The sequence below is a fragment of the Paracidovorax cattleyae genome (assembly GCF_900104515.1).
Lineage (GTDB): Bacteria > Pseudomonadota > Gammaproteobacteria > Burkholderiales > Burkholderiaceae_C > Paracidovorax > Paracidovorax cattleyae.
Window position 1 is genome coordinate 85,825 of the sequence record NZ_FNJL01000013.1, and the last position, 14,030, is coordinate 99,854.

Below are 14,030 nucleotides of genomic sequence, written 5' to 3' on the forward strand. Positions count from 1 at the left end.
GACAAGCGCATGAATGCTCCCCAATCCACGGCCGTCCTGGCGCCCACGGTCAAGCTGCTCATCGGTGGCCAGTTCGTCGAATCGAAGACCACCCGATGGCGCAACGTCGTGAACCCCGCCACGCAGGAAGTGCTCGCGCGCGTGCCCTTCGCCACGCCGGAAGAGATCGACGCCGCCGTGGCCTCCGGCAAGGAAGCCTTCAAGACCTGGAAGAAGGCCGCCATCGGCGCCCGGGCGCGCATCTTCCTGAAATACCAGCAGCTCATCCGCGAGAACATGGCCGAACTGGCCGCGCTGCTGACGGCCGAACAGGGCAAGACCCTGCCCGATGCCGAGGGCGACGTGTTCCGTGGCCTGGAGGTGGTGGAGCACGCCAGCACCATCGGCAATCTGCAACTGGGCGAACTGGCCAACAACGTGGCCGGGGGCGTGGATACCTACACGCTGATGCAGCCGCTGGGCGTGTGTGCTGGCATCACGCCGTTCAACTTCCCGGCCATGATTCCGCTCTGGATGTTCCCCATGGCCATTGCCACCGGCAACACCTTCGTGCTCAAGCCCAGCGAGCAGGACCCGATGGTGACCATGCGCCTGTGCGAACTGGCGCTGGAGGCCGGCATCCCGCCCGGGGTGCTGAACGTGGTGCACGGTGGCGAGGACGCCGTGAACGCCATCTGCGACCATCCCGACATCCAGGCCATCAGCTTCGTGGGCTCCACCAGGGTGGGCACCCACGTGTACCACCGCGCCAGCCTGAATGGCAAGCGCGTGCAATGCATGATGGGCGCGAAGAACCACGCCATTGTGCTGCCCGACGCCAACAAGGAGCAGACACTCAACGCCCTGGCCGGCGCGGCCTTCGGCGCCGCGGGCCAGCGCTGCATGGCGCTGTCGGTGGTGGTGCTGGTGGGCGAGGCGCAGCAGTGGATTCCCGACCTGGTCGCCAAGGCCAGGACACTCAAGGTGAATGCCGGCACCGAAAAGGGCACGGACGTGGGGCCGCTGGTCTCCTGCGCCGCCCGGGACCGCGTGGAGGGCCTGATCGAGCGCGGCATCGCCGATGGCGCGACGCTGGAGCTGGACGGCCGCAAGCCCCAGGTGGCGGGCTTCGAGAAGGGCAACTTCGTCGGCCCGACCATCTTCAGCGGCGTGAAGCCCGGCATGTCCATCTACGACCAGGAAGTCTTCGGCCCCGTGCTGTGCCTGGCGGCGGCGGAGGACATCGACGAGGCGATCGAATTCATCAACGCCAACCCGAACGGCAACGGCACCGCCATCTTCACGCAGTCGGGCGCCGCGGCCCGCAAGTTCCAGGAAGAGATCGACGTGGGCCAGGTGGGCATCAACGTGCCGATCCCCGTGCCGGTGCCACTGTTCTCCTTCTCGGGCTCGCGCGCTTCCAAGCTGGGCGACCTGGGGCCTTATGGCAAGCAGGTGGTGCTGTTCTATACGCAGACCAAGACGGTGACGGCGCGGTGGTTCGACGACAGCACGATCGGCCATGGTGTGAACACGACGATTAGCCTGAAATAACCCCCTGAGCCGCTGCGCGTCTTCCCCCTTTCTCTGCGTCGCTGCGCGATGCGGAAGGGGGACGCAGCCAGCGCGGCGGGGCGGCCCTTGCGCGGCTGCCGCTGGCCTGGGCCGCGCCGGTATCTGGCGCAGTGGTACAAGCGAAGGATGGACATTCTCAAGATTTGGCGACGACCGACCGAGGTATCCAGAGCCGCTGGAGCCCTCGCCGTTTTGATGTGCAGTGCCGGCGCCCATGCCCAGGCGGGTGCGGCCTGCAAGCCCGGCGGCACGGTAGCCGAAACGAATGCCTGTGCGGTGCAGGCCTGGCAGCAGGCGGACACGGCCATCGCGATCCTGTACGGCGACGTGATGCGGGCGCTGTCGGCGCACGAGCGGCCGCAGCTGCGGCAGGAACAGACCGCGTGGCAGCGCGAGCGCATCACGCGGTGCAAGCAGGCGACGCGGGCGACCGAGGCGCAGCCCGAGGGGCCGCGCCTCTACCACGAGTGCCTGACGGCCGAAACCGAAGCGCGGCGGCGGGGCCTGATGCGCTGGCTGACGCTGGAGCACCCTGCCACGAAACCCTGACGGGCGCGGCCCATCCACGGTGCCCGCCAGAACGAAGACAAGACAAGAACGACGAGCAGGAACGAGACACGTACCATGGATTTCGAGCTGACCGAAGAGCAATGCGCCTTTGCCGATACCGCCCGGGAATTCGCCCGGGCCGAGCTGGCGCCCCACGCCGCGCAGTGGGATGCGGAAAACATTTTCCCGCGCGAAGCCATTCGCAGCGCGGGCGCCCTGGGCTTCTGCGGGCTCTACGCACCCGAGAACGCGGGCGGCCTCGCCCTGCCCCGGCTGGACGCCACGCTGGTGTTCGAAGAGATGGCGGCCGTCGATCCCTCGACCACCGCCTTCATCACCATCCACAACATGGCGACGTGGATGCTGGGCACCTGGGCCACCGATGCGGTGAGGGACCGCTGGGGCCCGCTGCTCACGAGCGGCGAGAAACTCGCCAGCTACTGCCTGACGGAACCCGGCGCGGGCTCGGATGCGGCGTCTCTCAAGACGCGGGCCGAACGCGTGGGTGATGAGTATGTGATCAACGGCGCCAAGGCCTTCATCAGCGGCGCCGGCAGCACCGACGTGCTGGTGCTCATGGCCCGCACGGGCACACCCGATTCCGGCGCGGGCGGCATCAGCGCCTTCGCCGTGCCGGCGGATGCGGCAGGCATCCACTACGGCAAGAAGGAAGCAAAGATGGGCTGGAACAGCCAGCCCACGCGCACCGTCAGCTTCGACAACGTGCGCATCCCGGCCGACCACCTGCTGGGCGCCGAGGGCGAGGGCTTCAAGATCGCCATGAAGGGCCTGGACGGCGGCCGCATCAACATCGCCACCTGTTCGGTGGGCGCGGCACAGGGCGCGCTGGCCGCCGCGCAACAGTACATGCAGGACCGCAGGCAGTTCGGCAAGGCCATCGCCAGCTTCCAGGCACTGCAGTTCAAGCTGGCCGACATGGCGACCCAGTTGGTCGCCGCGCGGCAGATGGTGCGGCTGGCCGCCAGCAAACTCGATGCCGGTGCGCGCGACGCCTCCACCTACTGCGCCATGGCCAAGCGCTTCGCCACCGATGCGGGCTTCGACGTGGTGAACGAGGCATTGCAGTTGCACGGCGGCTACGGCTACATCCGCGAGTATCCGCTGGAGCGCCTGCTGCGCGATGCGCGCGTGCACCAGATCCTGGAAGGCACGAACGAAATCATGCGCGTCATCATTGCCCGGCGCATGCTGGACGGCGACGCACCGGAGGCCATCCGCTGACGCCCCGGCCATCGCAGCCCTCTTCCGCCCACGCCATGTCCACACCGCTGCGCACCACCGTCCTGGCCGTCCACCGCGATGCCGAGCACCGGTTCTCCAAGGAGCCCGTGCCGTCCATCGTGCTGGAGGCCGGCCTGGGCGTGGCGGGGGATGCCCACCATGGGCGCACGGTGCAGCACCGCTCGCGCGCCAGGAAGTACCCTCACCTGTCCAACCTGCGGCAGGTGCACCTGATCAGCGCGTCGCTGCTGGACCATCTGCTGGAGCGGGACTTCGTCGTGGCGGCCGGCGAACTGGGTGAGAACATCACGCTGCAGTCCGCCCCCGGCCTGCAATGGCCCGACCTGATCGCCCTGCCCGCCGGCACGCGGCTGCACTTCTCGCAGGGCGCCGTGGTCGAGCTGACCGGCCTGCGCAACCCCTGCAGCCAGATGGACCGCTTCCAGCGCGGCCTCATGGCCGCCATGCTGGACAAGGACGCGTCCGGAAACCTGGTCCGCAAGACCGGGGTGATGGGCATCGTGCTGGCGGGCGGCACCATCGCCGGCGGCGACACGGTGCAGGTGCAGGTACCGCTGCCGCCCCACCGGTCCATGGAGTGCGTCTAGATGCCCGCCCGCCCCCTTTCCGACGGGATGCTGCACCTCATCGACGCCGTGCGCGATGCACTGGCGCAGCGGTGCGGCGCAGCCGCCCTGGAGGAGCGGTCGATGTTCGGCGGCCGTGCGTTCCTGGTGGACGGCAAGCTGTGCGTCGGCGTGAAGGGGGAGGAACTGCTGGTGCGCCTGCCGCCGGAGCGCCATGGCGAATTCCAGGAAATGCAGAACACGCGCGAACTCTCCCCCGGAGGCGGCATGCAGGGCTACTTCTGGATCGAGCCGCACGGCTATGCGCGTGCCGCGCAGTGGGCGTTCTGGCTGGACGAAGCCCTGGCCTACAACCCGCGCGCCAAGGCGAGCCCGAAGCGCCGGACGGCCGCCCGAAAAGCTCCGCAGGCCCCCACCGCCCCGGCCGCAAAGGCCCCGGCAACGCCGCGGCGCCACAGCATCTTCGAAGCCGATGACTGAACGGCCCCACCTCATCCGCGGCCCTGCGCACTGATTCACCAACCGAAGGAGACAACACATGAAGATCGCATTCATCGGCCTGGGCAACATGGGCGGCCCCATGGCCCTGAACCTGCACAAGGCCGGCCATGACGTGAGCGCGTTCGATCTGTCCCGGCCCGCCTGCGACAGGCTGGCGGCCGACGGGGTGCGCATCGCCACCGACGCCGGCGCCTGTGTGGCAGGTGCGGAGGTGGTCATCAGCATGCTGCCGGCCAGCCCGCACGTGGAGGCGCTCTTCCTGGGCAGCGACGGGCAGCCCGGCCTGCTGCCCCGGCTGGCCGCCGGCACGCTGGTGATCGACTGCTCGACCATCGCGGCAGCCACCTCGCGCAAGGTGGCGGACGCTGCACGGGGGCACGGCATCGCCTTCATCGACGCGCCCGTCTCGGGCGGCACGGGCGGCGCCGTCGCCGGCACCCTGACCTTCATGGTGGGCGGCGATGCGGCGGACCTGGAACGTGCGCGTCCGGTACTGGAGAAGATGGGTGCCAACATCTTCCACGCGGGCGGCGTGGGAGCGGGCCAGACCGCCAAGATCTGCAACAACATGCTGCTGGGCATCCTGATGGCCGGCACCGGCGAGGCCCTGGCCCTGGGCGTGGCCAACGGCCTGGACCCGGCAGTGCTCAGCGAGATCATGCGCCGCAGCTCGGGCGGCAACTGGGCCCTGGAAAAGTACAACCCCTGGCCCGGCGTCATGCCACAGGCCCCGGCGAGCAAGGAATACGCGGGAGGCTTCGGCACCGACCTGATGCTCAAGGACCTGGGGCTCGCGCAGGAGAACGCCACCGCCGTGAAGGCGGCCACGCCCCTGGGCGGGCTCGCGCGCAGCCTTTATGCGGCGCATAGCCTGGCAGGCCATGGCAGGCTGGATTTTTCCAGTATCCTGCGGCTGGTCCGCAAACCCGGCACCTGAGCCCCCTTTTCCCGGGGGCGGCCTGCAGCCGTCGCCGGGGCTCCAGAAAGGTCCCCGGGCGGTTGTCCTACGCGGCATGCAGGCATCGCGCCGCATGCTGCCGGGTATCGCTGCCCTGCATCGCAGGGCCTTCGTCCTTCACATACCGACCGCCGACCATGATCCTGCACCTGTTCCGCCAGACCGCCCCCTCCTCCCGTCCCTTGCGCCCGGCCGCAGCGCTGGCGGCTGCGGGCGCCGCGCTCGCCCTCGCGGGCTGCGGCACCCAGGGCGCAGCGCAGGGCACGCCCTCCCCCCACGCCGTGGAAGCCGCCGGCAACGCCACGAAAGTGCCGGTGCCCGGCCCGGAGCGCGCCACGGCGTCCGCCCGCCTGTTGACCACGGACGGCCAGCCCGCCGGCACGGCCGTGCTGACCGAGACGCCCAGCGGCGTGGAGATCGTCGCGCAGGTGCAGGGGCTGTCCAGCGGCCTGCACGGCTTCCACATCCACGCCAATGGCCAGTGCGCGCCCGGGCCGGATGCCGCCACCGGCAAGACCATTCCCTTCGGCGCGGCGGGCGGGCATTTCGATCCCGGCATGTCCCACCAGCACGGCCACCCCGGAACGCCCATCGACAAGGCGCATGCCGGCGAATTGCCCAACATCAGCGTCGGCGCGGACGGCCGCGGCACGGTGCGCTACCTGAACAGCAACGTCACGCTCACCCCGGGCAAGGCCTCCATCATGGGCCGCGCCCTCGTGGTGCACGAGAAGGAAGACGACTACAAGAGCAATCCGGCCGGCAACTCCGGCGGCCGCGTCCTGTGCGGCGTGATCGAGCCGGCGCAGCCCAGCAGCGTGGTCGGCCAGGCCACGGCGCCGCGCAACTGATGCGCATGCGCAGCAAGCCCCTGCCCCCGAACCACCCTGCCCCTGCCCTTCAGCCCTCCGCCCCAGCCTGCCCCACCGCCGCCCGCGCTTCGGCGCCGGTCTGGGCGGTGCTGGCCGGCTATGCGCTATGGGCTGGCGTTCCGCAGCAAGCCCTGGCACAGGCCGCCGGGCCCGACCCGGCGCTGCCGGCCGTCGAGGTGTCCGGCCAGGCGGCCGCCCAGCGCCGCTTCGATGCCGCCGCCAGCCATACCGCCATCGCGGTGGATCCTTTCACGGCCGCCACGCCGCTCGTGAACCTGTCCGAGCTGCTGGCCGGCCAGCCCGGCGTGGCGGTGTCCGACCGCCAGAACTACGCGCAGGATCTCCAGATCGCGGTGCGCGGCTTCGGATCGCGCTCCACCTTCGGCGTGCGCGGCGTGCGCATCCTCGTGGACGGCATCCCGGCCACGATGCCGGACGGCCAGGGCCAGGCGGCCACGGCCCAGCTGCCGTCCGCATCGCAGGTGGAAGTGCTGCGCGGCCCGCTCGCCCAGCAGTACGGCAACTCGGCGGGCGGCGTGCTGCAGGTCACCACGCGCGATCCGCGGGAAGGCGGCGGGGCTTCGGCCTCGGTGGCCGCCGGATCCTACGGGCAGCGGATGGCCGAGGCATCGTTCGATGCGGGCGACCGCACCCTGGGCGGGCTGGTGGACATCTCCCGCTTCGAGACCGACGGATGGCGGGACCACGGCGCCGCCCGCCGCACGCACCTGAACGCCAAGGTCGTGGCACGGCCCTCCGGCGACACCCGCGTCATGGTGCTGATGAACCTGTTCGACCAGCCGCTGTCGCAGGACCCGCTGGGCCTGACGCGCGAGCAGTGGCGGGCCGATCCCCGCCAGGCCCCGGCGGGGGCGTACAGCTTCGACACCCGCAAGACCGTGCGGCAGAACCAGCTCGGCCTGGTGGTGGAGCACGCGCTGAGCGCAACGGACAGCGTGCGCGCAAGGCTCTACGGCGGCACCCGCAGCCTGTTCCAGACCCTGTCCTTTTCCGGCTCGGCCGCCAACAGCGCCGGTGGCGTGGTGGACCTGGACCGCGACTACTACGGCCTCGGGGCCGCCTGGACGCACAGCGACCGCACTGCCGCCGGCCTGCCCTGGTCCTGGACGGTGGGGCTGGACGCCGACCGGCTCTCCGAGCATCGCCAGGGCTTCGTCAACGATGCGGGCGTGCCCGGCGCGCTGCGGCGCGACGAGCAGGACCGCGCGGGCAATACCGAACTCTTCGCCCAGGTGGATGCATGGATCGCCCCCACCGTGCGCGCGATCGCGGGACTGCGCGCGACGCGGGTCCGGCTGGCCGTGGACGACCGCTTTCCCGCCAGCGCCGCCAACCCCGACGACAGCGGCGAACGCACCTGGCACCGCACCAGCCCGGCGGTGGGCCTGGTCTGGGCCGCATCCGAACACCTGAACCTGTACGCCAATGCCGGCGGAGGCATCGAGACACCCACGCTGGCCGAGATGGCCTACAGCCGCACCAACAGCGGACCGAACTACGGCCTGGAAGCCGCACGCAACCGCCAGTTCGAGGTGGGCGCCAAGTGGCAGGACGGGGTGCACCGCCTGGAGGCCGCCTGGTTCGACGCTCGCACGCGCGGGGAGATCGTTCCCGCGGCGACGGTCAATGGCCGCACGGTGTACCAGAATGCCGACCGCGTGCGCCGCCGCGGCATGGAACTGGGCTGGAGCGCGCGCATGGGCGCCTTCGTCCCGCGGGCCGCCTACACCTACCTGGACGCCTTCTTCGCCAGTCCCTACACCGGCGCGGGCGGCGTGGCGGTGCCCTCCGGCAACCGCCTGCCGGGCACGGCGCGCCACACGGTCCGCCTGTCGCTGGATTACGCGCCCGACGCACGATGGACGCTGGGCGGCGCGGTGGACTTTTCCTCCCGGGTGCAGGCCAACGACGCCAACACCGAGGCGGCCCCCGGCTATGCCGTCGCCGGTCTGCAGGCAGGCTATGGGTGGAAAACCGGAGGCTCCGTGCGCTGGCAGGCCTGGGCGCGGCTGGACAACCTGTTCGACCGCCGCTACGCAGGATCGCTGATCGTCAACGATGGCAACGGACGCTTCTTCGAGCCCGCGGCCGGCCGGCGCATCATGGTGGGACTGCGCGCGCAGCTGCTTTGAATAGGTGGCGCCGCCCGCACGGCTGGCGCCCCCTGCCCCGCGCCCTGGTCTCAATCGACCTTCACGTTCGCGGCCTTGATGACCTGGGCCCATTTCTCGACCTCGGCCTTCTGGAAGGCCGCGATCTGGGTGGTGGTCAGGTCTGCCGGCTCCATGCCGAAACCCTTGAGTTTGGCCTGCATGTCGGGCTGGGCGAGTATCTTGCGGATCTCGTCGTGCAGGCGGTTGACGATGGGTGCGGGCGTTCCCGCGGGCACGAAGATCGCCTGCCAGGACACCACCTCGAAGTCCTTCAGGCTGGCCACGCCCGATTCGGCCACCGTGGGCACGTCGGGCATGGACGCCAGCCGTTTCGCCGAGGTGACGGCGATCGCCCGCAGCTTGCCGCTCTGGATGTGCGGGGCCGCGACCACGGTGGTGTCGAACATCATGTCCACCTGGCCGCCGATCACGTCCTGGATCGCCGGCCCGCTGCCTTTGTAGGGCACATGGGTGAATTTCACGCCCGACCTGTAGGCCAGCAGTTCCAGGGCCAGGTGCTGCGAGGTACCCGTGCCGGCCGAGGCCGACGAGAGCCCGCCGGGCTTGGCCTTCGCCGCCGCGAGTACGTCCTGCAGCGTCTTGCAGGGGCTGCCGGCGGCCACCACCAGCACCACCGGGTTGGTGCCGATCAGCGTCACGGGCGCGAAGGATTTGACCGGGTCGTAGCCCAGCTTCGGGTAGAGGCCCACGTTGATCGCATGCGAGCTGATCGTGCCCCCCAGCAGCGTGTAGCCGTCCGGGGCGGCCCGCGCCGCGATCTCGGACCCCACGCTGCCGCCCGCCCCACCCTTGTTGTCCACCACCACCGTGGTGCCCAGGGCCGTGCCCAGTTGCTGGCTGATCAGCCGGCCCAGCGTGTCGGTCGTGCCGCCCGCCGCGAACGGCACCAGGTAGGTGATGGTCTTGCCCGTGGGCCAGGGCGCCTGGGCGAAGGCCGGCACGGTGCCCAGGGCGGCGCCCGCACCGAGGGCCAGGGCATGGAGGGCGAAGGTTCTGCGCTGCATGGTGGTTGTCTCCTTGTTATGAAAAGGTCCCGGCCGCGGCGGCTCAGGCCGCGCCGCGCGTCTCGACGTAGAGCGCGTAGATCGAATGGCTGGCGGCCATGAAGAGGCGGTTGCGCTTGGCGCCGCCGAACACGAGATTGGCGCAGCGCTCGGGCAGCCGGATATGTCCGATCGGCTGGCCCTGCGGGTTGAACACCATCACGCCGTCCAGGTCGGCGGCATTGGCCCCGGCCGACCCGTTGCTGCCCCAGCCGCACCAGAGGTTGCCATCCTCGTCGCACTTGATGCCGTCCAGTGCGCCGGGCCCCGCCGCGTCGATGTGCACGCGCCGGTTGGCAAGCCGCCGGCCACCCGCGGCAACATCGAATGCCCACACTACGCGATGCGGCTGCGCGCGATTCGACGATGTAGAGCCGCTGCTCGTCCGGTGAAAAGCACAGGCCGTTCGGTCCGGAGAGGTCGTCCAGCACCAGTTCGGTCCTGCCGCTCTGCGGATCGATGCGATAGACCGAATGCGGCAGCTCGGGCGTCGCCCTGTCGCCTTCCCAGTGGCCCGCGATGCCGAAGGGCGGGTCGGTGAACCAGATGGAGCCATCGCTCCTGCAGACGATGTCATTCGGTGAATTGAAACGCTTTCCGCCATAGCTTTCCGCCAGCACCGTGATGCTGCCGTCGTACTCCGTGCGCGTGATGCGGCGCGTGAGGTGTTCGCAGGCGAGCAGCCGGCCCTGGCGGTCCCGGGCGAGGCCGTTGGAGAAGTTGGAGGGCTGGCGGAACACACCCATCTGTCCCGTGGCCTCGTCCCAGCGCACGATGCGGTTGTTGGGAATGTTCGAGACCAGCAGGTAGCGTCCGTCGCCGAACCAGACGGGGCCCTCGGCCCAGCGCAGCCCGGTCGCGACCTGCTCCACGCTGCTGCTGTAGATGCGGTATTTGCCGAACGAGGGATCCAGCACCTGCACGGCCGGATCGGGATAGCGCTGGTTCGGCTTGAAATCGAAGGATTGCGCGCCCGCGGCGCCAGGCCAGGCGGCGGCGCCGCCAGCCGCCAGGGCGCTGCCGAGAAAGGCCCTGCGACCGTTGCCGGAAGGGAAATGGGTGTCCGGTGCCGCCATATTCGTCTCTCTCCTCGTACTGTTCCGGTGGTGGATGAAAGCCGCCCGGCGGGCCGTCAGGTCACGGGTGCGGGATTGAACAGCACCAGGGCGTTGGCGAGCTTCCAGTGCTCGGCCCAGGTCTTCCTGCGGCCGCTGGCCACGTCCAGCATCAGGCGGAACATCTCCCAGCCGGTCTCCTCGATGGTGGCCTCGCCGTCGGCGATGCGCCCGGCGTTCACGTCCATCAGGTCGTGCCAGCGCCGCGCCAGGTCGCTGCGCGTGGCCACCTTGATGACCGGCACTTCGGCCAGGCCATAGGGCGTGCCCCGGCCGGTGGTGAACACGTGCAGGTTCATGCCCGCGGCCAGCTGCAGCGTGCCGCAGATGAAGTCGCTCGCCGGCGTGGCTGCATACAGCAGGCCCCTCTGCCGCGCCTTCTCGCCAGGCGACACCACGCCGCTGATGGGCGCGCTGCCGCTCTTGACGATGGAGCCCATCGCCTTCTCGACGATGTTGGACAGCCCCCCCTTCTTGTTGCCCGGCGTGGTGTTGGCGCTGCGGTCCACGCGGCCCTGGCTCAGGTAGGCGTCGTACCAGGCCATCTCGCGGATCATGGCTTCGGCCACCTCGGGCGATGCCGCGCGGGAGGTGAGCTGGTCGATGCCGTCGCGCACCTCGGTCACCTCGCTGAACATCACCGTGGCCCCGGCGCGCACCAGCAGGTCGGTGCAGAACCCCACGGCCGGGTTGGCGGTGACGCCGCTGAAGGCGTCGCTGCCGCCGCACTGCACGCCCACCACCAGCTCGCTGGCGGGCACGGTCTCGCGGCGGCGGCGGTTCAGGCGTTCCAGATGAACTTCTGCTTGGCGCATCACCGAATCGACCATGGACATGAAACCCACATGCGCCTCGTCCTGCAGGCAGACCACGTCCAGCGGGGCCTCCTGCAGCGTGCGCTCGTCCACCAGCGGGATGGCGCCGGGCGGCAGCAGGCGCTCGGGCTGCAGCTTCTCGCAGCCCAGGCTGACCACCATCACCTCGCCGCCGAAATTCGGGTTGAGGCTGATGTTGCGCAGCGTGCGGATGGGGATTACCGCGTCGGGCGCATCGATGGCCACGCCGCAGCCATAGGTATGGGCCAGGGCCACCACGCCATCGACGTGCGGGTACCTCGGCAGCAGTTCCGCCTTGATGCGCCGCACCGCGAATTCGGTCACGCCGGCCACGCACTGCACGGTCTCGGTGATGGCCAGGATGTTGCGCGTGCCCACCGAGCCGTCCGCGTTGCGGTAGCCTTCGAAGGTGTAGCCCTCCAGCGGCGGCAGCGCCGGCGGCTTGGCCGTGGCGATGGGCAGGCCTTCGAGCGAGCGCGCCTCGGGCATGTGCAGCAGCTTCTCGTGCACCCAGTTGCCGGCCGCGATCGGCCGTATGGCATAGCCGATGGGCACGTTGTAGCGGCGTACCACGCCGCCTTCGGGGATGTCCTGCAGCGCCACCTTGTGGGCCTGGGGCACGTGCTCACGCAGCGTGGTGCCGGAAGGGAGCACGGTGCCGGCCGGCAGGCCGCCGTCGTTGGCCACGATGGCGACGTTGTCGGCCTCGTGCATGCGGATGGTCAGGGGCGTCGCCATGGCGTGTCCGTCCCTCAGCGCACGACCATGAACATGCTGGGCAGCCAGGTCGAGAACGACGGCACGAAGGTGACCAGCGCGAGCGCGAAGATCAGCGCGCCGTAGAACGGCCAGATCGTGCGCATCACCGTGCCCACCGACACCCCGCCGATCGCGCAGCCCACGAACTGGGTCGTGCCCACGGGCGGCGTGTTCAGGCCCAGCGCGCAGTTGATCAGCATCACGATGCCGAACTGCACCGAACTCATGCCGTAGTGCTGCGCGATCGGCAGGAAGATGGGCGTGCACAGCAGGATGGTCGCCGCCATGTCCAGGAAGGTGCCCAGCACGAACAGGATGACGTTGATGAGCAGGAAGATCACCCAGGGCGTGCTGGTTACCTGCGACAGCATCTCTCCCGTCAGTTCCGCCACGCCGTAGAGGCTGATGAGGTAGCCGAAGGTGCTGGAGATGCCGATCAGCAGCAGGATCACGCCCGTGGTGCGAACGGCCTTGGATGCGGCCTTGATGAAGTGCTCCCGCGTCAAAGTGCGGTAGAGGAAGATGGTGAGCGCCAGCGCGTAGAGCACCGCCACCGCCGCCGATTCGGTCGCCGTGAAGATGCCCGAGAGGATGCCCCCGAGGATCAGCACGACGATGAAGAGGCCCGGCAGGGCCGACGCGAACGAGCGCGCCACGATGTCCCAGCCGGGGAAGGTGCCCTTCGGGTAGCCGCGCTTCACGGCCACGAGGTAGGCGGCCGCCAGATTGCTGATCGTGAGCACCAGGGCGGGAATCAGCGCCGCCAGGATCAGCGCCGCGATCGACACCTTGCCGCCCGCGGCGAGCGAATAGATGATGAGGTTGTGGCTCGTGGGCATCAGCGCGCCCACCAGCGCCGCGTGCGTCGTCACGTTCACGGCGTAGTCGGCGTGGTAGCCCTCCTTCTTCATCATGGGGATCATCACCGCGCCCATGGCGGACACGTCGGCCACCGGCGAGCCCGAGACCCCGCCGAACAGCGTGCAGGCCACCACGTTGGACATGCCCAGGCCACCCCGCACGTGGCCCACCAGGGCCCGCGCGAAGTTGACGATACGGTCCGCGATGCCGCCATACAGCATCAGCTCGCCCGCGAAGATGAAGAACGGGATCGCCAGGAACGAGAAGATCCCCATGCCGGAGGTCATCTGCTGGAAGCCCACTTCGAGCGGCAGGCCTTCGTAGGCCAGGGTGGCCAGGGCCGACAGGCCGATGGAGAACGCCACCGGCACGCCCAGCAGCAGGAACAGCGTGAACGTCACGCACAGGATCAGGAGTGGCACGGTCATGGATCAGCCCCAGGCGGGTTCGACTTCGCGGCCCTGGGCCAGCGCGATGATGTGCTCGATCGAGAACAGCACGATGAGCACGCCGGCGATGCTGGCCGGCACGTATTTCCAGCCTTCGGAGATGAAGAGCGTGGGCAGGCGGTATTCCCACACCGACCGGGCGAGCGATGCGCAGTTCCAGGCCATGGCGGCGCCGAACACCAGGATGAGCACGTGGATCAGGTACTCCATCTTCAGGCGCAGCCAGTCGGGCGCCAGCACCAGGAAGGACTCGAGCCCGATGTGCCCGGCGTCGCGCACGCCCACGGCCACGCCGAACATGGTCACGTAGAGCACCAGCAGCAGGGCCAGGCTTTCCGCCCAGGTGGGCGTGTTGTTGAGGACATAGCGGCCGAACACCTGCCAGCTCACGGCGCAGATCACCGCCACGAGCCCGAGGATGCCCAGCCACATGCAGGCACGCGCGAGCGTGCGGCAGATTTGGGTGTACATGTTGATGGGGGATGGAAAAAATCCCCGGGCTTCCGTCG

12 protein-coding genes and 1 pseudogene are annotated in these 14,030 nt (G+C 69.6%); 8 read left to right on the forward strand and 5 right to left on the reverse strand.

What is annotated here, in order from left to right; all coding sequences use genetic code 11:
- Positions 1-9 precede the first annotated feature (9 nt).
- The 8 genes from BLR05_RS12510 to BLR05_RS12545 all read left to right on the forward strand — a co-directional run bounded on the left by BLR05_RS12510 (position 10) and on the right by BLR05_RS12545 (position 8,416).
- Positions 10-1,533: a CoA-acylating methylmalonate-semialdehyde dehydrogenase gene (locus BLR05_RS12510; protein WP_092834794.1), complete on the forward strand. Its 1,524-nt coding sequence runs from the start codon at positions 10-12 to the stop codon at positions 1,531-1,533.
- A gap of 147 nt (positions 1,534-1,680) precedes the next feature.
- On the forward strand, positions 1,681-2,103 hold the full coding sequence (locus tag BLR05_RS12515) for a lysozyme inhibitor LprI family protein (RefSeq protein ID WP_092834795.1): 423 nt from the start codon (positions 1,681-1,683) through the stop codon (positions 2,101-2,103).
- Between the two features lie 75 nt (positions 2,104-2,178).
- Positions 2,179-3,345 (forward strand): acyl-CoA dehydrogenase family protein, encoded by a 1,167-nt coding sequence (locus tag BLR05_RS12520; protein ID WP_092834796.1) that lies wholly within the window; start codon positions 2,179-2,181, stop codon positions 3,343-3,345.
- Positions 3,346-3,380: 35 nt separating this feature from the next.
- Positions 3,381-3,953 carry an MOSC domain-containing protein gene (locus BLR05_RS12525; RefSeq protein WP_092834797.1) on the forward strand — a complete coding sequence of 191 codons (573 nt, stop codon included), beginning with the start codon at positions 3,381-3,383 and terminating at the stop codon, positions 3,951-3,953.
- A complete protein-coding gene (locus BLR05_RS12530; protein WP_092834798.1) occupies positions 3,954-4,412 on the forward strand; it encodes a TfoX/Sxy family protein in 459 nt (152 codons plus the stop codon). It abuts the gene before it with no gap.
- A 58-nt stretch (positions 4,413-4,470) separates the two neighbouring features.
- On the forward strand, positions 4,471-5,370 hold the full coding sequence (gene mmsB, locus BLR05_RS12535) for a 3-hydroxyisobutyrate dehydrogenase (RefSeq protein ID WP_092834799.1): 900 nt from the start codon (positions 4,471-4,473) through the stop codon (positions 5,368-5,370).
- Between the two features lie 158 nt (positions 5,371-5,528).
- Positions 5,529-6,242 (forward strand): superoxide dismutase family protein, encoded by a 714-nt coding sequence (locus BLR05_RS12540; RefSeq protein WP_092834800.1) that lies wholly within the window; start codon positions 5,529-5,531, stop codon positions 6,240-6,242.
- 5 nt (positions 6,243-6,247) lie between these two features.
- Positions 6,248-8,416 carry a TonB-dependent receptor family protein gene (locus BLR05_RS12545; RefSeq protein WP_225978873.1) on the forward strand — a complete coding sequence of 723 codons (2,169 nt, stop codon included), beginning with the start codon at positions 6,248-6,250 and terminating at the stop codon, positions 8,414-8,416.
- A gap of 50 nt (positions 8,417-8,466) precedes the next feature.
- Here the strand turns inward: BLR05_RS12545 and BLR05_RS12550 are convergent, their stop codons facing one another.
- From BLR05_RS12550 to BLR05_RS12570, 5 genes and pseudogenes are all read right to left on the reverse strand, one after another.
- Positions 8,467-9,462, reverse strand: coding sequence for a Bug family tripartite tricarboxylate transporter substrate binding protein (locus tag BLR05_RS12550; protein ID WP_092834802.1), 996 nt, complete (start codon positions 9,460-9,462; stop codon positions 8,467-8,469).
- A 43-nt stretch (positions 9,463-9,505) separates the two neighbouring features.
- A pseudogene (locus BLR05_RS12555) lies at positions 9,506-10,577 on the reverse strand (SMP-30/gluconolactonase/LRE family protein).
- Between the two features lie 56 nt (positions 10,578-10,633).
- Positions 10,634-12,190, reverse strand: a complete 1,557-nt coding sequence (garD, locus tag BLR05_RS12560; RefSeq protein ID WP_092834803.1) for a galactarate dehydratase — start codon at positions 12,188-12,190, stop codon at positions 10,634-10,636.
- A gap of 14 nt (positions 12,191-12,204) precedes the next feature.
- The gene (locus BLR05_RS12565) at positions 12,205-13,500 is read right to left on the reverse strand and encodes a TRAP transporter large permease (protein WP_092834804.1); all 1,296 of its coding nucleotides are present in this window, start codon (positions 13,498-13,500) and stop codon (positions 12,205-12,207) included.
- Between the two features lie 3 nt (positions 13,501-13,503).
- Complete coding sequence (locus BLR05_RS12570) at positions 13,504-13,992, reverse strand: TRAP transporter small permease (protein ID WP_092834805.1); 489 nt, start codon at positions 13,990-13,992, stop codon at positions 13,504-13,506.
- Positions 13,993-14,030: the final 38 nt, after the last annotated feature.

What these genes read in the sequence shown, in the direction of transcription:
- mmsB (WP_092834799.1), top strand. Translation starts at nt 4,471, where the DNA reads ATGAAGATCGCATTCATCGGCCTGGGCAACATGGGCGGCCCCATGGCC.
- garD (WP_092834803.1), bottom strand. Translation starts at nt 12,190, where the DNA reads ATGGCGACGCCCCTGACCATCCGCATGCACGAGGCCGACAACGTCGCC.
- BLR05_RS12525 (WP_092834797.1), top strand. Translation starts at nt 3,381, where the DNA reads ATGTCCACACCGCTGCGCACCACCGTCCTGGCCGTCCACCGCGATGCC.
- BLR05_RS12530 (WP_092834798.1), top strand. Translation starts at nt 3,954, where the DNA reads ATGCCCGCCCGCCCCCTTTCCGACGGGATGCTGCACCTCATCGACGCC.
- BLR05_RS12540 (WP_092834800.1), top strand. Translation starts at nt 5,529, where the DNA reads ATGATCCTGCACCTGTTCCGCCAGACCGCCCCCTCCTCCCGTCCCTTG.
- BLR05_RS12550 (WP_092834802.1), bottom strand. Translation starts at nt 9,462, where the DNA reads ATGCAGCGCAGAACCTTCGCCCTCCATGCCCTGGCCCTCGGTGCGGGC.
- BLR05_RS12515 (WP_092834795.1), top strand. Translation starts at nt 1,681, where the DNA reads ATGGACATTCTCAAGATTTGGCGACGACCGACCGAGGTATCCAGAGCC.
- BLR05_RS12570 (WP_092834805.1), bottom strand. Translation starts at nt 13,992, where the DNA reads ATGTACACCCAAATCTGCCGCACGCTCGCGCGTGCCTGCATGTGGCTG.
- BLR05_RS12510 (WP_092834794.1), top strand. Translation starts at nt 10, where the DNA reads ATGAATGCTCCCCAATCCACGGCCGTCCTGGCGCCCACGGTCAAGCTG.
- BLR05_RS12520 (WP_092834796.1), top strand. Translation starts at nt 2,179, where the DNA reads ATGGATTTCGAGCTGACCGAAGAGCAATGCGCCTTTGCCGATACCGCC.
- BLR05_RS12545 (WP_225978873.1), top strand. Translation starts at nt 6,248, where the DNA reads ATGCGCAGCAAGCCCCTGCCCCCGAACCACCCTGCCCCTGCCCTTCAG.
- BLR05_RS12565 (WP_092834804.1), bottom strand. Translation starts at nt 13,500, where the DNA reads ATGACCGTGCCACTCCTGATCCTGTGCGTGACGTTCACGCTGTTCCTG.